Raw genomic sequence first — 21,519 nt, 5'->3', positions numbered from 1 at the left:
TGGTCGTAGTAGAATATATTGTTGTTTAAATTTGAATTAGTTATTTGCTGGGGTCATGCTCCTAGGGAGCATGAATGAAAGGAGAAAGATGTTGTGCAATTGTTAAAAAGCAAATCCTATTGGCTGTCATTGAGTTTAATGCTGTCTTTGGCCGTCATGGGGCTCTTCTATGATATTCTTAATAGTCCGGAACGCGGGTTCGTAGTTCTTGATTCACCGCTCGACCGGATCATTCCCTACGTGCCTGGCATGTCCATTCCATATTTGGGCTGGTACCCGTTTGTATTCGGTGTGCTCGCTTACCTATGTGCCAAGGATCGCCTGACGTATTACCGTGTCTTGTTATCCATGAATATCTGTGTCTGGATATGTTATCTGATATACTTCAACTTTCAGACCATGGTACCGCGCCCGGAACTGACGGGTACAGGCCTGGGAGCATCTGTTCTCGGATGGCTCTATAGCCAGGATCGTCCTTATAATTGTTTTCCAAGCATTCATTCTCTTCACTCTTATCTGGTTATGCGTGCTGTTCTCTCGGTTCCAAGCATCCGCAAACCCATCAAGATTTTGGTGGCCGCCGGGGCAGCAACTATTATAGTATCCACGCTAATGATCAAACAACATGTGATCTATGACGCCTTGGGTGCAGTCATACTCGGCGAATGTGTTCTCACCATCATAACAGGCCTCGCTCTTCACCGGAGACGCAGAAAAGAATCGAAGTGGACAGAGGGGATCAGCTGATCCCTCACTTCGATGGTTTCTGAAGATGATGTTGTCGTCTCCATTCATCAATAAACAAACCTGCAAAATAGGGGTCCCATTGGGTCCCTTTTCCTTCTTCCAAAATCGTTAGCGCTTTCTCGTGACTCATCCCATTCCGATAGGGTCGATCAGACGTCATGGCATCAAAGGCATCCGCTACCGCAATGATGCGGCCAAAAAGGGGAATATCATCACCAGCCATCCCATCCGGGTATCCTTTGCCATCATATCTCTCATGGTGAGATCGTACACCTGGCAGAAAATCGGCCATGGCATCAATAGGCTCTATCTGTAACAAAATACTCTCTCCCTGCACGGGATGTGTGCGAATAATGGCGAATTCCTCATCGCTTAGTTTTCCATCCTTCAGCAGTACCTCATCAGGTATGCCGATTTTCCCGATATCATGAAGCAGGGCTGATTTGTACAATAAATCCGCCTGTTCCTCATTCATTCCGCTCAACTTGCCAATCATCAGCGAATACTCTGCCACACGCATGGAATGCCCTGCCGTGTACTTATCTCGGGCGTCTAAAGCAGCAGCCAGTGTAGAAAAATAACTTTGCAACAGCTGTCGATTGCGTTCCTGTCTCATCTCCAACCGATTAATCATCATATTAAAGCCGGAGATCAGTGCCGAAAACTCATCCGCATATAGATCCGGAGCTCGTCTGCCAAGATCTCCCCCCTGAATTCGGTTCATCTCATGCGTCAGTTCAGCAACTGGATCACGAACATCACGAATCAACAGCCAGCTTCCCACCAGCGCAAACCCCGCGCCCAGAACAACGATGAGAATTCCCCACAGTATGTACTCTTTCGCAAATTCACTGTCCATATACTGAAGTCGGATATATGTAGCCAGGAAAAATAGAAATAGAGGAAATAAGCCAATCAGTGCCGTACTTAGCTGAAATTTACGCTGGATCGATACCAGGATGCGCCCTCCCAGTGAAGGTTCCATCCCGTATTGGACTTTGCCTCGATGTCGAATCTCAAGTAACAGGGGTCTAATCGCCCGCACCGTTAGGTAATACTCAATCAGCGCATGCATGATGGCAATCAGAAAGGCACAAGCAGCGGCCACGACAGTATAGAAGTAAGGAAATTCAAGCCACCCTGTGGATATCATCCATATTGTTAATCCGGCTGCCGGGATTGAGAAACCAAGCATGTGCGGACCCATGATCCGATATATGGTCTGTCCCGGGAAACGATGAATTTTCTCATACATGTGGTTCAATTCGTCTCTCTCGTGATGCTCGGAAGTGAAAAATTGTCTTATGGGGCCAAGCTGTACCCACAGCGTAATTAATTCTGCAACCAGCATGAACAAGAGTGAAATCAGTACAATGAAGATGAGTCGAACAAATTGAATATTGGGTATTTGCAGAGTAGATACCATAACTACTGTACCGACAACAAAAACAGCTGCCAGTGAACCGATCAGATAATTGCGTATCAGGCGAAAGATAAATGAACGGTATGCTTCCAACTGAACCCCTCACTCTCTATGTGCAACCAGTTCTCCCTTGAGACACAGGGAGATTAAGGGTATTGCCTTCTATTTGTTTATCGGTTGCTCCGACTAAAAAAATTAATAAAATCCAATGGGTGGGCACCAGAACTGGAAAACACAAAAAGGCTGCTCCACGACGGAGCAGCCTTTGGTGATATATCCTATATTTATCCTTTAATCTTGGCAGCCAGAATCATTGTACCGCGCGGCTCATCTCCCATTGCATCCGGTTCAAGCGTGATGGCAACCGTATCATAGTCGTTGGCCGAATCCAATGTGTAGTATACTGCTCCCGTTCCGTCACGACTAAGGAAAGTACCCGCATTCTGAGGGGTATCTCCTTTGATCAACCAGACCTGAAAAGCCTCTTTGCCTTCCAGGTTCGGCAGGTTCTCAGCCTGCACAACCAGGTGAGTGCCTTTGCTGTCAATAACGATGGTTGCGAGACCCTGAGCTACAATGTCCTGCGTTGCAGGATTCAGCTTCACTGCCTCGCCAGTCTGCATGCCCTGTGCGGGCTTCAGAGCTGATGCCAGCTGCTCTTGCAGCTGTGCATTCTGCGCCTGTGCCTGCACCAGTTGCTCTTGCGTAGCCGACGAGCCCGCCGCTTGCTGCGTCAGCGAGTCGATCTGGCTCCGCAGCTGCGCCGTGTACACGCCCAGTAACAGTGCCGCGGCCGCAAGGCCGGCACTGGCTATGCGCCAGGCGCTGCTGCTGCGCGCACGCGCGCGCGCTTGTGGCTGCCATGGCTGTGCCTGGGCAGCCTCTTCCACCCGGGCCGCAGGCACCGCCGTTACCGGCGGCAGGCCTGGCCCGGGCTGCGCCGCACGTTTGTGCTGCGGCGCAAGGTCCTCCTGAAGCACCACGGGTGCTTCAGGCTCTGCAGGAGCAGCCGCTGGCTTCGCCTCGGCGCTCTCCTGCGCATGTCCGAGCACGTTGCCCAGCACACGTGCTCGCATGCCTTGCGGCGGTGCTACAGGTTCCGCCGCAAGTGGCAGGAAGCCAGTCACTTCCTGCAATTCCCTTACCTCCTGGCGGCAAGGTTCGCAAGTTGCCATATGCGCTTCAAACGCCGCCACTTCCTCTGCTTCCAGTCCGCCCAGCACATACATCGGTGCCAGATCAGACCACTCCTCATGTCGTTCTATCATGGATGTATGCCCTCCCTTCCCGCGTCCGGATGCAATTCAGCATCGGCCAGCAACTTTTGGAGCTGTCGCATGGCAAGCCTGACACGGCTCTTTACTGTACCCAGCGGAATCCCGAATCGGCTGGATACTTCCTGCTGGGTTAATCCCGCATAATAAATCGATTCTATAACTTGTTGCTGATCACCGTTCAATTGGGACAACGCCTCTTTAATCCGGGTACCTTCCCATTTACGCTGCACTTCTTCTTCCGTGTTTGTATCTTCATCGGCATAGGCCGCCAGTGTCTCGTGTTCAACTGAAGTAGTCGCTGCCCCTTTTGATTTCCGCCTCAGCATGTCCACTGCAATGTTACGCGTAATCGCAAACATCCATGTGGTCAGCTTCCCCTGTGAGGCATCGTAACGTTCAGCATTATTCCAGACCCGCATAAAAAGTTCCTGAACGGTCTCTTCTGCCGTCATGGGATCACCAACGATCCTGTAGGCAAAAGAATACACCGCTCGCTCATAACGGTCATATAAAAGCTCCAGTGCGGAGGCATCACGTTCCGCGATCTGCCGCATTAACCTGCTGTCCTCCATCGATTCAGTCATGCGAGGGCCCCTTTCTGTTTCTTCCCTCTTATTATAACCTACGCAGAATCTTTTGAAGAGGATTACCCCTATGAAGAAATACTCTGAAAAATTTTCTGTATCTTTTCAAACTAACCTTTCACTTTCTAACATAAAAACAGTCCGAAACCATGTTGCTCTGGTCGCGCTTTCCTTTTTATTGCAGAAAATTACAACCTGTGGTATACTATAAGAGTTGTATTAAACAACCTCATATGATTTCTGTCTTCTTTAAACCCCGGAATATTTTCTTCATGCTGCGACCGCAGCGAATTTTAAGCACATTTAACCTATGAAGATTGAAGAACCTGAATCACAATAACCCGGTAGTACAGAGTTTCACAAGATGTTCCCATTCACACTGGCGCGGTCATCGGAGCCGCAAGGACAAAAGAGAGGTAGGGCTTTTGTTGTTTTGGATATCACTTATTCTTGAGAAGATTGAAAACATACACAAAGCACCCGGAATTGGGTTCCGGGTGTTTATCCATGTCTACATATCCAATTTAGCTACACCTACAGAACCATCGGCCTCCCCATCATTAAAGAAAGTCTTCATTCCACTTTTCAGACTAACCAGATAAATTCGGCTCTACTTTTAAAACTTTTCCATTCTCCCACTGACTGCACTCCTCGATACTTCCTTACTTCTTACTTCTTACTTCTTACTTCTTACTTCTTACTTTTCTAATTGTGCAAATAACCCCGGCTTATAAAACAAATGTTTACGCTCACCAGACGCTAACGAATCCTGCACACCTTATATTGAGGATTTCTATGTTATGTAAAATCTAACGAATCTCAGCCACGTTAATCCATGTCACTTCATAAATATAGGCTCTAAACATGCCCAGATTCAGATAATAAGACGTCTACGATTCGTTAAACTTGTGAAATGGCAAAAATGCATGGAATAGCGTCTGTGGAGTTCGTTATAGAAAGTAATCCCAACGCTCCTTCACTTCTAATAAAAAAGGGACACCGCAGGATGAAGTCCTACGCTGTCCCTTTCTGAATCATAGGTACGTTATGCCCCAACATGGAACTCAAACTCGGAGTTTATTTGGAGCACCTCCTGTAAAGATCCACGATCAGCAAAGTCTCTTTGCACTCACAAATACTTAGATAAACATCGTTTTGGAGATGATGACCAGCAAGATGAACAGTACGAGGATCGTACCCATGGAACCCCAGCTTCCGCCGCCATGACCATAGGATACTCCACAACCCTGTTGATAACCGTGCATCATTGGAGCCTGATTGGCATGGTGTCCGTATCCATAGCCATATCCCATTGGCATTGTTCCACAACCATATCCATACCCATGCATTTCATGACCTGTGTATTGGTATCCTTGCATATGCTCATAACCTCCCATATGTCCGTATACGTGTCCCTGTCCGTTCGGTGAATTCGGTTTTACTTCGCTCATTGTTCATTCCTCCTTAACATTTGCCTACACCCCTAAGCTATGTATTCAGCCTACCTCTGGACCGGGCTATCGCCCTCATTTTGACAAAATGGGCGTTTAGCCATGAGGTACCTTCCCCATTTTCGAAGCATACTCCATCCTTCCATTACTTGAATTCCACCAATTCTTCCGTTCAACCACAAGCTATCTTATCTTCCTGGCTCTCCACCATGCTTGTCCTCTAGAAAAAAACCCCACCGGTTGCCCGGCAGAGCTCGCCATATTATACCCAGAAAGATTTAGTGATGATTACGAGAAGAATGAACAGAACCAGGATTGCTCCAGTCGATGTCCAGCCGCCGTATCCTACGCCTTCAACTACGTTGCTCATGCAGAACCCTCCTTTACAAATATATTAGGGTCCAAGCGGTTTATTAGATCAAGAATGCTTTAGAGATGATGACCAACAAGATAAAGAGAACCAAGATCGCGCCAGTCGATGTCCATGCGCCACCGTATCCACCTACTACTCCACTCATGTAAACCCCTCCTTTGATTTGAGGTACAGTTCACTATATGCACCAATCACACATGGGACCGGGCTCAGGTCGAAAATGGGCTGTTTTTTTCCCACCGACTATTCGTTAATTGCCCCTACATAAAGGGTTAGTTCTTAAGTCGGCATGTTATGTTCATATATATGTTTAATTCATAAATAAATCCCACGGTTATATCAACCAAATGTATGTATTATCGTTCAAAATGGATACCCATACGGTATATTATTAGCTTTTAACTTGTTAAATACAGATAAATTACCTTTTTAGTAATTATGAATACTGAAATCTTTATTTATGTTATTATTTTACTAATAAAATAGAAAGGAGTTTCCATCCCCGCCACCTAAACTAGATTATCCCAAACGAAATGATGACCTTAGAAAAAATCCCAACCGATGGGAAGCACATTAGGAGAAATTAGACATAATGAAGAAACTTATTACGATTTTGGCATTAGCCACATTGCTTACTGCTTGTGGTAATTCAGAAACAAACACAACAACCAATAGCCAAACGTCCGAAGCATCCAAAGCAACTGAAACTGTCTCAACAGAAGCAAAAGCTACGAAATACACTACATATAGTGGAGAAGGATTTTCTTTTGCATATCCTGAATCCTGGAAAAGCGTAGATACAAGTCAAATGAATGCTCCATCCATTAAAGCTGCTTTTTCAGACCAATCTTCATCAGTCACATTTGCAGATAATATGAATCTGACGATTGAGGCCAGCTCAACCGGTTCAATTAATCCTGAAGAATACGCCAATAATATAGTGGATTATTACACACAAAGCGGTTCAAGCATCGGCATTTCCGATTATAAAAAAACCAGCTACACAAACAAGCCTTATAAAGAATATAGCGCTGGTGTCTTGGAAGGAGCCTATAAGCATTCCTCGGGTACAGATGTTATCCTTGTGCAGTATCTGATTCCGACCAATACAGAACTCTACACCATGACGTTAACCTACGCCAAGGATACTTACAATCAGGATGAGATCAAAGATATCCTTGATTCCCTAAGCATTACTGCTTCTCTGGAGCAAACAGCACCAACTGCAACGACTGGAAATTCATCTGTTACGGCATCAGCTGCCGATTTCTTTAATGAGTTAACTCCGTACATTACAGAAGACACAGCCTTTATGGAGCAGGCATCTTATGATTTCTTTGGTAAACATAACGATGTATTCCCGGCCATTACGGCAGAACTAAGCAAAAAGGTACAAGGGCTCGTTGACTCCAATGTAACGACCCGTCATCTGAATAAAAATGTAGCCAACTATTACAATACTTTCGTACAAGTTAACGGGGAAGTCATTTCCGTTGAAGAAGATAGCTCTCTCGGAGCAACTTTCTCTATCGTTCATGTCATGGATGAGAACGGAAACGATATTATAGCGCTATATCCTGCAACGACCGGAGATTTGCTTGATGGTGATTATGCCACGGTTATCGGTGCGCCAATTACCAACTTCTCTTTTGAAAATGTTGGCGGTGGTTACACCAACGCCACTTTGATTGGAGCCTCATTGGTAGTTGCAGATTAATTAAAATGTTAAATGAGTATACAAAAAGACCAGCTTAACGAACGTTAAGCTGGTCTTTTTTGTCTTTCTGTTTATAGATGTCAGAAATTCACGTTAACTACACATACAGACACAATTTAACCTTTAATTAATGACTTATAACATACCGAATAACCGTATATACGGATGTTTATACTAAACCATTAATTAGGTCTTGCCTGAAGTGACGAAAGTTTATCCTGAACCGATTGTAACTTCTGTATACTTGAGGCATCCGGTTTATCACGACGGTCGTCAATTTTGACGGATGTGGAAACACGCTGAGCTCCTGACAAAAACGGTGCTTCATGCAGAGCCGCAATTGCTGTAAAGATCTCGTTAAGCGGTCCCTCAATAATGGTGCTCATGGAAGTTAACTGATATGTAATGCCCCGTTGATGTTCCAATACCTTTTGCATGTCCGCCACATAACTGCTTAGACTGGTTGTACCCGTTCCGATTGGAATTACAGTCACTTCTGCTATTGCCATTTTGCTCCGCCTCCTCTGGGCCCCGTGAACAACCGCTGCCGCTAATTTTAGTCGATTTTTGACTATTTTTATTCTACCAGTTGAATGCGTTACAATTCAAACTGACGTGAAGACGTCATTCAAATTGGTCAAAAATTTTTTTTGATAAATCTTCAAATCTTCCAGTCCTTTTCCTTTGCGGATTCCTGGCTTAAATGGTATACTCGGAATTACGTTTTACTGTATCGGCCCACTTTACAAACACAATATGTTGGGTTACAGTATGTTGACAGCTACAAAATGTAGTAACACTAGATTTCTCCGCTTCTATTAGTCACCTTCTGCATTCTCGCGAAAAACAGGATGAAATCACCTCCAAAGGCACGTCCCTGTAGGTGTAAATCGCTTTCTCGAAACAGAGTTGACATGGAGGTTAACGGGGCTGTTTGGACTGCATCCGGTATCCTCAAACTACAGGCACATCTGCAATAGACCAAAGCTTACATAAGCACCCTTTTCTGTCGATATCCTGAACCTCTAAGACAGTAAGGAAGCCAGAGCATCCATGGGCATTTTCAGCCGCGAGGCGGGAGAATGCTTTTTATATGAGCATGTTCTGCATTGTGCTGTTTTGTGCTCCTCAAGTTGAGCGATTTAAGACATGAACTTGTCAACGCCGTTTCAGTCTGCCAAAAGCAACCTTTACCTTTTTCTCACCGTAAGACAACACTCAATTCTTTATATAAAGAATTTCTCCAATTTATCTCTTAAACATGCGAAAGCGAGGAATATTCATGCCACAAGTTGTGACCAAGCCGAACAACCGCCAGCTTGCCTTTGATAATATGCGCATCTCGGTATATGCCGACCGTACTCTGGAAGGACTGGAAATGCTGGACAAGGAACGTCTGGTACGTGGGGTAAACAGCAAGCTCCGCCGTGATGAAGTTACCGGAGACGAAATCAGCAACGCTTTTATCATGAGCGCACTGGAACTGGTAACTAAAGAGGAGCCTAATTGGAAATTTGCAGCGGCACGCTCCCTGCTCACTTCCCTGTACAAAAAAGCGGCTACCAACCGCAGATACAAGTCTTACCCGGACGAACCTTATGGCGCATTCCATCCTCTTCTTGTAGATCTCGTGAAGAAAGGTATCTACCGCGAAGAATTGCTGGAATGTTACACCAAAGAACAGATCGACGAACTTGCTGAGTGCATTGACTACCGCAACGATCTGCTCTTCGATTACATCGGCTTGCTCACACTGGCAGAACGTTACCTCGCTCACGATTTTGATGGAAAAGTAATGGAATTGCCGCAAGAGCGTTATATGGTTATCGCCATGTTCCTAATGCACCAAGAGCCTGCCGAGAAACGTATGGATCTCGTCAAGGAAGCATACTGGGCAATGAGCAACATGTACATGACCGCAGCTACTCCTACGATGTCCAATGCAGGTAAAAAAGTAGCCGGTCAACTCTCCAGCTGCTTCATTGATACGGTAGACGACTCACTCGAAGGTATCTTTGATTCCAACACGGATGTAGCTCGTCTGAGCAAAATGGGTGGCGGCATCGGCGTTTACCTCGGCAAAGTCAGAGCTCGTGGTTCGGATATCCGTGGTCATCAAAATACAAGTTCCGGTGTAATCCCTTGGATTCGCCAACTGAACAATACAGCGGTCAGCGTAGACCAGCTCGGTACGCGGAAAGGTGCCATTGCCGTGTACCTGGACGTTTTCCACAAAGACATTCTGGCCTTCCTCGATCTGAAGCTGAACAACGGTGACGAGCGTATGCGTGCGCATGACGTATTCCACGGCATCTGTCTGCCTGACTTGTTCATGGAGCGGGTATCCACCCGTGGCGAATGGAGCCTGTTCTGTCCGCACGAAACAAAGAAAGTGATGGGCTGGAAGGACGAGAATGGTCGTGCACTCGGACTGGAAGATTTCTATGATGAGTCCTTTGGTGAAGGTGCGTTCCGTGATAAATACGAAGAAGCGGTGAATCACCCACTGCTGTCCCGGATTACAGTACAGGCGATTGACATCATGAAGCGTGTACTTAAATCCCAACTGGAGACAGGTACGCCATACATGTTCTACCGGGATACGGTTAACCGCTCGAATCCTAACCGTGCACACGGTATGGTATACTCCTCCAACCTGTGTACCGAAATTATGCAGAACCAGTCTGCCACTGTAATTGAAAAGGAAGAACTCGTAACCAAGGATGGACAAACTCGCATCGTGATTTCCAAAGTGCCTGGCGACTTTGTTGTCTGCAACCTGAACTCCATCCATCTGGCACGTGCTATTCCTCATAATGTATTGGAGCGTCTCGTTCCGATTCAGGTGCGCATGCTGGACAACGTTATCGACATTAACAACATTGAAGTGTTGCAAGCCCAATATACCAACAGCCAATATCGCGCAGTCGGTCTGGGAACGTTTGGACTTCACCACTTGCTTGCTCTCGAAGGCATTCATTGGGAGTCTGACGAAGCTGTAACGTATAACGATAATCTGTATGAAAAAATTAACTACCTGCTCGTGAAATCCAGTATGGAGCTGTCCAAAGAAAAAGGGCATTATCCTAAATTCAAAGGTTCCGATTGGGAAAGTGGTCATTACTTTGACCAACGCGAGTACACATCAGGTGAGCGCGTAGGCGAGTTCGTGACAACCGAACAGTGGAAAGAACTGCAAGCCGAAGTACGACAAAACGGTGTACGTAATGCCTGGTTGTTCGCCATTGCACCTAACGGTTCCACGTCCATTATTGCCGGTTCAACGGCTAGTATTGATCCGCTCTATGAGCTGTTATCTTATGAAGAGAAAACAACTTACAAAATTGCCAATCCGGCTCCGGATCTGTCCGAAAAAACAAGCCCTTATTACCAAACGGCGTTCCAGGTGGACCAACATGCTTCTATTAATATGGCGGCTGCCCGTCAGCGCCACGTCGATCAGGGACAAAGTTTCAACTTCTACGTTCGACCAGATATTAAAGCAACAGAATTCCTGGAATTGCATCTGCACGCCTGGAGAGCCGGCATGAAATCAACTTATTATGTTCGTAGCCGTGCATTAACGATTGAAGAATCTTGATTTTTGCGCAAGTTACGCTTTATCCATGGTAGAGAAGATTTACTAGATTCGAGGTGACCACCAGGGCATCCTGTTTTGATTGCAAAATGGCGTTGCCCTGGTTCTTTTTTGCCTAAAACACGATCACAGCATCGCAAGATGTTGATATAGATGATTTCCCAAAGTTCTGTCGTCAGAACATTATGAAATTTCAAGGAGTGAACGGAACAATGCAAGTACAGAAAATTTTTAACACCGAAGCCCCTAACCAATCAACCCGTATTATTGAAGGTGAATGCTCCGGTATCCTGAACTGGAACGACATTCGCATGCCACATATGTACAAATTGTACAAAGTACTATTGCTCAACCACTGGATCGCAGACGAGATTCCAATGTCCAAAGATGCTTCCCAGTTTGCTCAACTGGACGAGGAAGAGCAACGTACGTTTAAAATCAACATCTCTCTGCTCGCGGTACTTGATTCCATGCAGACGATGTTTGTTGGTGACGTAAAACGTTACTTTACTGATTCTTCACTCGAAGCGATCTCGGCCATTATCGGACAACAGGAAGTCGTTCATAACCAATCGTACTCCTACGTCCTGTCTTCGATCGTATCTGATCGGGAGCAAAAGGAAATTTTTGAATACTGGAAACATGATCCTGTCCTGCTTGACCGTAACCGTTTCATCGCAGACATTTACCAAACATTCCGGGACGAGCCGTCTCCACAGACGTTCTTCCAGGCCATGGTAGCCGATCTGGTACTCGAAGGTATCTTCTTCTATAGTACGTTTGCCTTCTTCTACAACCTGGCCCGTGACCAGAAAATGATGGCAACCAGCCAGATGATCTCGTATATCCAGCGGGATGAAAACCAACATTGTTACTTCTTCGCTGAAGTGTACAAACAGTTGCTGGTGGACTTCCCTGAACTGAACACACCTGAGAACATGGACTACGTATACACAACAATCCATCGTGCCGTTGAGCTTGAAACCAACTGGGCACATTACACACTCAGCAACGTGCGCGGCATTGACCTGAACGAGTTGGAAGATTACATCAAGTACATCGCCAACAAACGTCTGCGTCTGATGGGTATGGAGAAAGCATATGAAGGTGTGGATGTAAACTGCATGCCTTGGATTAAGCCATTCTCCGATGAAGCACTAAATGCAACCAAAACCGACTTCTTCGAAGCTAAATCCCGTAACTACGGTAAAGTTGGCGACGATAACGGATTTGACGATTTGTAATAAAGATTCTCCATATCGAATTAAACTGAAAATTATTTACACTGATACTACGATGACAGAACAACTTTCCAATCGCTGTTATCCCCAGATTTTTTGATTCCCTTTCTCAAGGGAAAATCCGGTGATAAAGGCGAACGCTGCGCTTTTTCAAGTTCTTTCTGTCCTCTCCGTTTTGTGTAAATGATTAGTTCAATTCATATCGTTTTAATCACATAAACTATAAATAAAAACAACACTCCCTGAACTGTGGCTATAATGCCTAAGATCAGGGAGTGTTGTTTAATTCGTATGTACAAACATCCTATCAGCGTTGAACTATTATAATTTAATAGAGATATTTCTTAATCTAAAAATTCAAGAAACGTATATAATTCTTGAAATTTTTCATTATTTAATCTTCTTTCATTTGCCGTATGAATATGAACCGGGTCATACATCGTGATATTAGCAGGTGTTTCATCAGGATGATAATGAGCATGGAATTTCATAATCAACTCTTTTTGATCATCATACCAATCATACCAATATAACTCGATGAATCCCCCGTTTCGATCTATCTCCTCTACACAGTACATCTTCGATAAATCATTAAAGACAATTGTTTTACGAATAGTTCTAGCACTGCTTGGAAGACCTTGGGCACCATCTCGAATCTCCATAATAATATCTGAAAAATCATTCTCAATAAAACGAAAATTACTTTTCGGTATCTTTAAAGCCAAGACGCTGCCTCCCCAAATGGTGTTTCCAAACTTGTGCATCGGTTTCTTCTTCAGGTGTTAAGTTCAATTTAGTTCCGAGTGTCCGTTCGAATTCCCCTTTGTATTTATCTTCATATAGAGCAATTTGCCCTGTATGGTAATCCAGGTCACTGGCTTCTATTGTGGATTGATGTTCTGCCTCTTCCTTTTTCCACATAGTCACAATCTCTTTAATCGTCGTTCTCTTACCTAATCCATACACATATGTAGTATCATCTGGGATGAGATTATGTTTGTTGGACCCGGCTCTTTGAATCCCCATAAAACGGCCTTGATCAATCCAGTTGAAAATCGTCGTAATACTCACTCCAAAAAATACAGATAATTCTTTAGGAGTATAAGAACGTACAGCTCCAATAAAAGGAACACCACTGTCTGTAATTCCTGTCGGTACATCCACTGCTTGACTTAACGCGTGTTTGAGAAGAGCAACATACTTCTCTCTAAAAATATCAGCATCTTCAAAGATAGATTCATCCAGGCTACGGACAAATTCAGCATTATTTTTGACTGCAAGTGCCAGCACTTTGAACAGTAAAATACTATTATCCGAATTACTCAAGCTCTGAACTAACTCAGAAGCAATCTCATCCGTGTTCTGACTAAATATATTCTTCTCAACTCTTGTGATTCCCATATCCATCTCACCTCACACTCCTAGTATAGGATAGTAAAGTTTAACTTTCAACATAATACTTAAACAAAGTTAAACATAACTTAAACTTTATAGATTAAACTTAAAGTATACTTAAACAGTATGCTACGAAGAGCTTGATTTATACATTCTCCAACCAACACACACTTATTATATAATGAAAGAGATTCATACCCCTCCTACGGAAGTGAGGCCTATTCATGGAAAGAGAACTGCTGGAACAAATCAACTTGTGGCATGAGCAGGACCAATTCAGTCTCATTATTGAACATATTGAACGAATCCCCGTCTCAGAGCGGGATTATGATCTGATTGGTCAACTCGCCAGAGCCTATAACAATGACGCACGCTACCGCGAAGCCGTTCAACATCTGTTGTCTGTCCAGGAGCAAGGGGTAAGCGACCCGCTCTGGCAATACCGTCTGGGTTATGCATACTGTCATATAGCGAGTTATGAACAGGCACTACTGGCTTTTGAGAGAGCGGACGAACTCTTGCCGCACGATGAATCTACCTTGGAATTCCTTCGTCAGGTTCGTCCCGAAGCGGACAAGATGCGTCGAGATCGCCAGCGTCATGAAGAGGAGCTTGCCGCATTCGAGCAGAGCGGTACACAGAACCATCTAAGAGCCGCTTCAGGGACTTATGATCCTGCAACGTTCTGGGTGCAGAGTGATTATGCACAGGACAATCATGTATCAGAACCTTTTGATGAAGAAGAGATTGTGACTATTGAGAAAGAATTGGGTTACAAGCTACCCGCATCCTATATCCAACTGATGAATACGCAAAACGGCGGTATCCCTGCGCTCACTGTATTTCCCACCAAAGAAGCGACTTCCTGGGCTGAGGATCACATTGCCATTTCAAGCATTATGGGGATCGGACACGATAAAATATACGCACTCGCTGGTGAGCTGGGAAGTCGGTTCATGATCGAAGATTGGGGATACCCCGACCTAGGGATTGTGATCTGTGATTGTCCATCCGCTGGTCATGATGTTGTTATGCTGGATTATCGCTTCTGCGGCCCTGAAGGTGAACCCTGTGTAGTTCATGTGGATCAGGAAAATGATTATGAGATTACATATCTTGCGCCGAATTTTGAAGCTTTCATCCGTGGATTGGTCGATGAGGATACGTATGACCTGTCTGACGAAGAGAATGAGGACTAAAACCCAGGAGGGTCCGGCCATATGACAACCCGTATATATTTTGGTTCCAATCAACTTGGCGAAGTGGCCGCAGTTTCATTGCAGGATGCGCTGAATGAGCTTGATCTGGGAACTCTTAAAGATTATCGACGAACAGATAAAGGTGTTATGGGTCAGACACTGCTCATTCGCTCTTCCCGTGGAGAGTATATTCTGAAAGGCAATCCTTTATATGCAGGACAGTTACAGGAAGAAAAGTTCTTTGTAGAACAACTGGCAAAACATACGTCCATTCCTGTCCCTGATCCATATTTATTACACGAAGATACCCATCTGCTAGGCTGGAGTTATGCCATAATGCCACGCCTGCCCGGGAATCACCTGTATGATCCAGCATTCCAGGCTTCGCTGTCACAGCAAGATCAGGAAGAGATTGCCTGTATGTTTGCCCATACTTTGGCTGAACTGCACCGCTGGAAGGTGCCTGATGCCGGGGAATATGATCCTGTAGCGCAGCAGATTGTTTCCTTTGCAGGCGATTATCTGGACTGGTTGTACGGAACCATTCGTCACTGGTTACATGATGCTGAACAGTACTCGGTGATTACGGATGAAGATGTTCAGTGGGTGGACGAGCAATTCAAGAATGCTGAACCGGCATTTCGGTCCAAAGCTGTTCCGTGTTTTGTCATGGGAGACTTCAAGGTCGAGAATATTCTGATTCAAAATCCGAATGACCGTTCTTCAGGGTGGCAGATTAGTGGTTTGTTCGATTTTACAACGGCCTATTTCGGAGACGGAACAGCCGACCTCACCAAAATATCCACCAGGTATGTTCATGAGGGTCAACCAGAACTGGCCGCACAGTTCCTTCGCTGCTACCGGGATCTGGTCTGTGCAGCAGATGAGGAGAAATGCCAACACTTCCGCACACGTCTCCGCATGCATCTGCTCTATCAACGTATCTTGTGGTGGGGGGAAGCCAAAGCGACAGGACAAGTGACGTGGGCAGCCGACCTGCCTTTTGCACAGTGGGCGCAGCAGTCCATCAATTCGATTGTCGCATTGTTAGATTAGTAGAATGTATCGTTCCATATATATCGCCCAACATGCGGGCGCACGCATAAAACCGCCAGAGATCATCCTTGATCTTTGGCGGTTTTCCTCATCTCACTATATTTCAGTCAACGATGGAATCTCTCAACTTAAGTTTGTGCAACGGGTGATTCCTGATGTTTCTGCAAAAACTCCAGCATCCGGCGGTACACAAGAATCTCGTTTGTTTTCCTGGAGAAGCCATGACCCTCATCATCCAGAACGATGTATTCCACATCAATTCCCTTGGACTGGAGCGCGGCCACGATCTGATCGGATTCGGCCTTCACGACTCTTGGATCATTAGCACCCTGGATGACCAGCATTGGGTTAACCATCTGATCGAGATACGTAATCGGTGAATCCTTCGTTAAACGTTCGCGGTCACGGACCGGATCACCCAGCCAGTTATCCATCATCGGCTTCCAGTCTTCCGGTACGGATTCCAGGAATGTGAACAGGTTACTTGGCCCAAAAATATCGACCGCTGCCCGGAACAGCTCCGGATGGCGCCCTGCCAATAACAGGGTCATATATCCCCCATAACTTCCACCTACCACAAACAACCGCTCCGGCGAGGTAATTCCCTGATCAAACAGCCAGTTGATCCCGGCAACACAGTCCAGCCTTGGGCCCTCACCCCAATCACGTTCAACCAATTTGACGAATTCCGCACCATACCCGGTACTGCCCCGAAAATTCGGTGCAAAAATATGATAGCCCTGAGCGAGCATCATCTGAAACATCGGCCGAAAAAACTTTGCTTCGGATGCTTGCGGCCCACCATGAGGCCAAAATACGGTGTAGCCATTGGCCTGCTCTGGTTTTGCTTTGAACAAGAGAGCTTCAATCTCCAGTCCGTCGTAGGAGTTATACTGAATAACGTCAGGGTACACGAGATCACTTGGGTCCAGTCCGGTTACCCGATTGGCAGTCAGCGGCTCCCAGGACTCAGCACCTGCTATTTTACGATAAATATTATGCGGTTGGATCGCTCCACGTCCGAGGATATACACATTGCCAGCCTTCGTAACGTTCACCTGCTCTATCGTATCCAGCGGCATCTCTATGCGCCGAGGCTCATCGGCATTTTTGCCCAATACGTACATACGATTCTCTGGCCCTGTAAGTGTCCAGAAATATAAGGTCTCGGAAGCCTGATGCCAGCGGATGAACTCCACATCTTCCCCTTCGATTCTGCACAATAAGCGGAATTCACGGGTATCGATACGGTATTCAGCCACATAGGCGTATGCGGAGTCATCATTGGTTATGAACAGAAGACGATTATCATCTGCAAAAATCAGATCAGATACCTGACTATAACGTTCTGAAGCTGGCAGAATCACCATTTCTTCATTGTTACGATACAGATGCGCCGTCTGATACGTATTGGAGTACATTTTTAAAATGACATAACTCTTCTCGTCAGGACTTACAGCAAACAGGCTGCTCGTAACCTCTTCTCCACTGTATAACAGTTCATCTTCCCCTGTCTCCAGATCGATGCGGCGTGAATTCAGATAATTCGGATTACCCGCGCTGGTAACATAATAGAGACGCTGTCCATCCTCGGACAACTCAGCGAAATAACAGCGATCATTCGGTTCCGCCGGAACCACAGGCAGTGGAACACCACCCTCGGGTGGGAGTGCATATAGATGATAGTTCTCATCTCCATCCCGATCAAACGCGGTAAGAAGATGACGCCCCTGCGGGTCTGCTTTGATAAATTGACTGCTCTGATTCAAGTACGTTAAAGGATACGGGTATCCTCCAGGCAAATCCATCGCCCAAATATTCGGCTGACCGTTCAGATTGCTGTCCATGAACAAACGTTTCTCGTCTGCCGATACGGCAAAATGCGAAATACGGTACGTCTGAAAATATTGCTCGACATCCGGTTTAGGGAACTGAATCATGACAAACCTCCTTGGAATTGAACCAATGAATTTAACATTGGTAAATTAAGGTACCATTTGTCCATATTATAGGTAATGCCAATGTTTAGACAATAGATATGTGAGTTATAAATTAAAATTATCCCTAGCTTTGTTTATCATCAGCAACATTCATCCAGCGTACAAGTGGTCTTGTCTTCCCTGTAGTGCATAAGGTGGCGGAGTAATTCGGACCTACGTTCAAAGACTGCAAATTATAATGTTGCCCTTCCCGTTCCACAACGTGATGCCCATCTAACCCTTCTCCCATCGTATTCAGTTTTCGCCACTGTCCGGACAGAGATTGACCACACGCCTTAATCCAAGCCTCTTTTTGTGTGAGTACTTGCCAAACACGCCGGATCATTACCTGTTCCTCCTCCCTGTGATCCAGTACATAACACTTCTCATCTTCCGTCAAAAATCGCCTGATCACCGCGCTCATCTGCAGCAAAGGACGTACATACTCAAGATCGATTCCCAGTTCTGTATGATCCGCTAATGCCAGTACACAACATCCTTCGGTATGAGAAAGGTTAAACTGTGGTCCGCTCTGAACATAGGGTTTGCCTGAAGCCCCATATTCAATATAAATATCTGACGCTAATTGACCCGTGTACATTGCCAATACTTCTCTCAGAAATGTACGCGACATAACCAACTTTTGAGCATCATGCATGGATTGTTTCTGTTTTCTCTGTACACGTTCAATTTCATCCTGGCTCAGTACACAGGTGTCTATATCCAACCTTGACAAAAAATCCTCTCCCTTGTGCGGAAGAGGCTGCGTCCAGATATGTACTTCATTTGCCACAAAATGAACCGCAGCGGATTCCTTCCATCCTGTAACTGCAGGTCTCACAAGGTCACCCCCTCTCCCTACTCTTCTTGCTCAACGAACAACGGACATCCTCAGATGACTCGGTTTCGCTATACGTTTTAGGTGGATTCCGATCTCCTCATCCGTCAGTTTCATAGCACATTCGCTCATTTGCATGTAATCCAGCCCGATTACGCCATATTCAGAGATGTGCATGCAACGTTTTTTCAATGAATCCATATCTGCATAGTGATTACTGATCCACTTCATCCGAGCATAGCGTATATCTTCGGAAGAGAGCATACGGTCCTGAATGCGACTGCATTCTTCCTTAACTCGTTGATGTAATTCAACGGGATCAACGGAATACCCACAGACATTGGAGAAAGCAAATTCCTGCCTGTAATAGTGATCCCAATGACTCCCCTTCCCGAGCAAACCTGACTTCACACTCTCTGTGAAGAATGTTGAAGTCTCTCCTAGAAGGGCTTCGATACCAATCATGGTTGCAACTTGAGTCTCCAATTGCGTAACCGGCCTCTCTTCCTGAAAGCCAAACCGGACAAGAGGTATTGAAGATCCACCATTCATTTCCTTATAAGTCTCGTCCTGTTCCTGCAACGGCTGAATGAATGGAGTATGGGATATGACCTTGGGTTGATCCATCGAAAAGTTCTCTAACCATTCGAATATCTCCGTCGGTTCAACAGGACCCACTACTGCCACAGACATTCGAGAAGCCGTATAATGACTTGTATAGGCATTGCTTAACCATTCTACGGTAATATCGGCAATACTCTCCGGTGTACCCGCAACATCCTGTGTGATTGGATGGTCGTTACCATACATCATCTGCAACAATTGCTGAAGAGCCAGCCAGGAGGGTTGATCCTTGTACATTTCCAGTTCCTGATGAATCGCCGCCCGCTCACGCTCAATGTTTCTTTTCGTGAAGTAGGGGGTTGCAATCATATTCATAAAAAGTTGAATGCTGTTCCTTAGATTGCCTGTACAAGCAAGTTGGTACGTCGTTACATCATAACGCGTCAACGCTGACGTTGAGGCCCCTTCGGCATGAAGAAGTGATTTGACGGACTGACCATCGGGATTATAAAACATCATGTGTTCGAGGAAATGTGCCGTACCCGCAAGCGTAATATCGTGAATGGACCCATAGGGTACAGAACAGGATACAAATGTATGACTATATTTGGGTTGTGGCAGTATACTCACGTTCAGGCCGTTGGATAAACGCTTGCAGACACATGAATTTAATGTGGTACTACTCATGATTTCCCTCCTGTACTATGCGGAATATTCACTCTCAGGGTACAGAATCCATGTGACTTCTTTCCTCAACTCGGTAGCAACGGAAGCCACCTTTTCAGGAGTTACTTCTGCTATTTCTTCAAGGAATTGTACAGTCGTCATCTGACTTTCGCTCAACACCTGATCCATATGATTTGTAATGACCTGATGTGGCAGATCGAATCCGACCTGAACATAATGCATCACATTCTGCACAGCGGTATATAACTCCCTCTCGGATACATCTCCATCACAGATTCTCTTCCATTCCATATCGATTCCTTCGAGAACATCCGTCACGTTAGCACTGCTGGTGCCCGTTGTAATGTGAAGCTTTTCCCGAAAATCATCCAATGTGCTGGTAACTTGATATACCAACTGGGAACGTTCACGTAATTCAACCTGCAACCGGGACGCGGGTGTCGCTCCAAATAAGGTATGGAATACAAACAAAGCCGGATATAAAGCAGAGCCATATCGAATACCTGTACTATAAGTAACATTGATCTTGCACTGTTGAATGTCCAACAGTTCCATCATCATGGCTTCAGCCTCCCGCTGCTCGGCAGGATTACCTTGTCGCCCCTCTACTTCTTCCTCTCCTGGATATTGTGTGTTGATTGGGTGTAGTTCTGATTCCCTCTCCGAACAACAGCGTTTGAACACTTCCCTGTTCCCACATTCAAATTGTTCCCAGATCATATCCATAATTCGCCCAGGATGGATATCGCCAAGAACATGAACATGGATCGGAATTTGGATCAATGCCTGATAGTGCCGACACAACTCATGAGATATGACACAATGCCGTAGTTCATCCAGAGCCAATTGACGGTTCTGCCCTTCATATCCCATCCATTCCAGACAACGGCTCTGCACCACCTTGTCCCAATCCGTTCCATCATGCGCGATATGATGTTCAGTCCAAGCCATTTCATCCTGTACTTGCATCTCATCGAACATGCCATGATCATCAACCGCTGGGTCATATAACAAGCCTGCGAGTAATTGCACAGCGCTATGTATGGCTTCCATCTGCGTTCCAGTTATTAACTTATCTTCTGTTATACGAGGTATGCGCATCGTGATTGAGGCAATCTGAGTATCGCCTTTGTAATCAAAACGACAGGTCAGGTCTGCACCATACAGGGACCATAACTGTTGCTGGAGTAGCCTGTTCGATGGAAAGCGACGACAGCTGTTCATTAACAAACGGACTATCATGACAAATATAGCTGAGGGTATGTTTTGCTGTGCATTGATCAGATTAATCTGTACGTAATAATTGGCATATTGTTGTGTTGGCAGCACATGCACCGACAGATTGTTACGCCTCTCAGTAGTAAAGGACCGCATCTTTCGCCCCTCCTCT

19 protein-coding genes are annotated in these 21,519 nt (G+C 45.5%); 6 read left to right on the top strand and 13 right to left on the bottom strand.

Translation table 11 applies throughout. The annotated features are described in order from the left end of the window. The first annotated feature begins 93 nt into the window (after positions 1–93). Entirely contained in the window at positions 94–747 is a 654-nt protein-coding gene (locus MKY44_RS02955) for a phosphatase PAP2 family protein (RefSeq protein WP_036607365.1), read from the top strand. A 4-nt stretch (positions 748–751) separates the two neighbouring features. On the opposite strand, the gene MKY44_RS02950 is transcribed toward MKY44_RS02955, so the two are convergent. From MKY44_RS02950 to MKY44_RS02925, 6 genes are all read right to left on the bottom strand, one after another. Then, positions 752–2,263, bottom strand: coding sequence for an HD domain-containing phosphohydrolase (locus MKY44_RS02950; RefSeq protein ID WP_341005980.1), 1,512 nt, complete (start codon positions 2,261–2,263; stop codon positions 752–754). Positions 2,264–2,454: 191 nt separating this feature from the next. Next, on the bottom strand, positions 2,455–3,438 hold the full coding sequence (locus tag MKY44_RS02945; RefSeq protein ID WP_341005979.1) for an anti-sigma factor: 984 nt from the start codon (positions 3,436–3,438) through the stop codon (positions 2,455–2,457). Further along, positions 3,435–4,031 (bottom strand): RNA polymerase sigma factor, encoded by a 597-nt coding sequence (locus MKY44_RS02940; RefSeq protein WP_341005978.1) that lies wholly within the window; start codon positions 4,029–4,031, stop codon positions 3,435–3,437. The genes MKY44_RS02945 and MKY44_RS02940 overlap by 4 nt, the downstream gene beginning before the upstream one ends. A gap of 1,139 nt (positions 4,032–5,170) precedes the next feature. Next, positions 5,171–5,482 carry a hypothetical protein gene (locus tag MKY44_RS02935; protein WP_017690878.1) on the bottom strand — a complete coding sequence of 104 codons (312 nt, stop codon included), beginning with the start codon at positions 5,480–5,482 and terminating at the stop codon, positions 5,171–5,173. Positions 5,483–5,744: 262 nt separating this feature from the next. Next, the gene (locus tag MKY44_RS02930) at positions 5,745–5,852 is read right to left on the bottom strand and encodes a hypothetical protein (protein WP_017690879.1); all 108 of its coding nucleotides are present in this window, start codon (positions 5,850–5,852) and stop codon (positions 5,745–5,747) included. A 43-nt stretch (positions 5,853–5,895) separates the two neighbouring features. Beyond that, the gene (locus MKY44_RS02925; protein WP_017690880.1) at positions 5,896–6,000 is read right to left on the bottom strand and encodes a hypothetical protein; all 105 of its coding nucleotides are present in this window, start codon (positions 5,998–6,000) and stop codon (positions 5,896–5,898) included. A 447-nt stretch (positions 6,001–6,447) separates the two neighbouring features. Between MKY44_RS02925 and MKY44_RS02920 the strand changes: the two genes are divergently transcribed. Continuing rightward, positions 6,448–7,572, top strand: coding sequence for a PsbP-related protein (locus tag MKY44_RS02920; RefSeq protein ID WP_341005977.1), 1,125 nt, complete (start codon positions 6,448–6,450; stop codon positions 7,570–7,572). 182 nt (positions 7,573–7,754) lie between these two features. On the opposite strand, the gene MKY44_RS02915 is transcribed toward MKY44_RS02920, so the two are convergent. Beyond that, positions 7,755–8,081 carry an MTH1187 family thiamine-binding protein gene (locus MKY44_RS02915; RefSeq protein ID WP_339786675.1) on the bottom strand — a complete coding sequence of 109 codons (327 nt, stop codon included), beginning with the start codon at positions 8,079–8,081 and terminating at the stop codon, positions 7,755–7,757. A 773-nt stretch (positions 8,082–8,854) separates the two neighbouring features. Between MKY44_RS02915 and MKY44_RS02910 the strand changes: the two genes are divergently transcribed. Both MKY44_RS02910 and MKY44_RS02905 read left to right on the top strand, forming a co-directional pair. Then, the gene (locus MKY44_RS02910) at positions 8,855–11,173 is read left to right on the top strand and encodes a ribonucleoside-diphosphate reductase subunit alpha (RefSeq protein ID WP_341005976.1); all 2,319 of its coding nucleotides are present in this window, start codon (positions 8,855–8,857) and stop codon (positions 11,171–11,173) included. Positions 11,174–11,382: 209 nt separating this feature from the next. Continuing rightward, positions 11,383–12,414 (top strand): ribonucleotide-diphosphate reductase subunit beta, encoded by a 1,032-nt coding sequence (locus MKY44_RS02905; RefSeq protein ID WP_036607380.1) that lies wholly within the window; start codon positions 11,383–11,385, stop codon positions 12,412–12,414. 341 nt (positions 12,415–12,755) lie between these two features. Here MKY44_RS02905 and MKY44_RS02900 read toward each other — a convergent pair whose 3' ends face one another. Both MKY44_RS02900 and MKY44_RS02895 read right to left on the bottom strand, forming a co-directional pair. After that, complete coding sequence (locus MKY44_RS02900) at positions 12,756–13,136, bottom strand: toxin-antitoxin system TumE family protein (protein ID WP_341005975.1); 381 nt, start codon at positions 13,134–13,136, stop codon at positions 12,756–12,758. Beyond that, positions 13,111–13,818 carry a hypothetical protein gene (locus MKY44_RS02895; protein WP_341005974.1) on the bottom strand — a complete coding sequence of 236 codons (708 nt, stop codon included), beginning with the start codon at positions 13,816–13,818 and terminating at the stop codon, positions 13,111–13,113. The genes MKY44_RS02900 and MKY44_RS02895 overlap by 26 nt, the downstream gene beginning before the upstream one ends. Positions 13,819–14,030: 212 nt before the next feature. Here MKY44_RS02895 and MKY44_RS02890 point away from each other — a divergent pair, with 212 nt between their 5' ends. Both MKY44_RS02890 and MKY44_RS02885 read left to right on the top strand, forming a co-directional pair. Next, complete coding sequence (locus MKY44_RS02890) at positions 14,031–15,005, top strand: SMI1/KNR4 family protein (protein ID WP_341005973.1); 975 nt, start codon at positions 14,031–14,033, stop codon at positions 15,003–15,005. A gap of 21 nt (positions 15,006–15,026) precedes the next feature. Then, a complete protein-coding gene (locus MKY44_RS02885) occupies positions 15,027–16,061 on the top strand; it encodes a phosphotransferase family protein (protein WP_341005972.1) in 1,035 nt (344 codons plus the stop codon). Positions 16,062–16,189: 128 nt separating this feature from the next. On the opposite strand, the gene MKY44_RS02880 is transcribed toward MKY44_RS02885, so the two are convergent. From MKY44_RS02880 to MKY44_RS02865, 4 genes are all read right to left on the bottom strand, one after another. Next, positions 16,190–18,001: a S9 family peptidase gene (locus tag MKY44_RS02880; protein WP_341005971.1), complete on the bottom strand. Its 1,812-nt coding sequence runs from the start codon at positions 17,999–18,001 to the stop codon at positions 16,190–16,192. 124 nt (positions 18,002–18,125) lie between these two features. Continuing rightward, positions 18,126–18,881, bottom strand: a complete 756-nt coding sequence (locus MKY44_RS02875; protein ID WP_341005970.1) for a 4'-phosphopantetheinyl transferase family protein — start codon at positions 18,879–18,881, stop codon at positions 18,126–18,128. 30 nt (positions 18,882–18,911) lie between these two features. Next, a complete protein-coding gene (locus MKY44_RS02870; protein ID WP_341005969.1) occupies positions 18,912–20,129 on the bottom strand; it encodes a M16 family metallopeptidase in 1,218 nt (405 codons plus the stop codon). 15 nt (positions 20,130–20,144) lie between these two features. Further along, a complete protein-coding gene (locus MKY44_RS02865) occupies positions 20,145–21,503 on the bottom strand; it encodes an insulinase family protein (RefSeq protein ID WP_341005968.1) in 1,359 nt (452 codons plus the stop codon). Between the last annotated feature and the right edge of the window lie 16 nt (positions 21,504–21,519).

The organism is Paenibacillus sp. FSL R7-0026, from assembly GCF_038004485.1.
GTDB lineage: Bacteria > Bacillota > Bacilli > Paenibacillales > Paenibacillaceae > Paenibacillus > Paenibacillus xylanexedens_A.
Note: the sequence above shows the minus strand (reverse complement) of the source record. Positions and strands in the feature narration are given on the sequence as shown.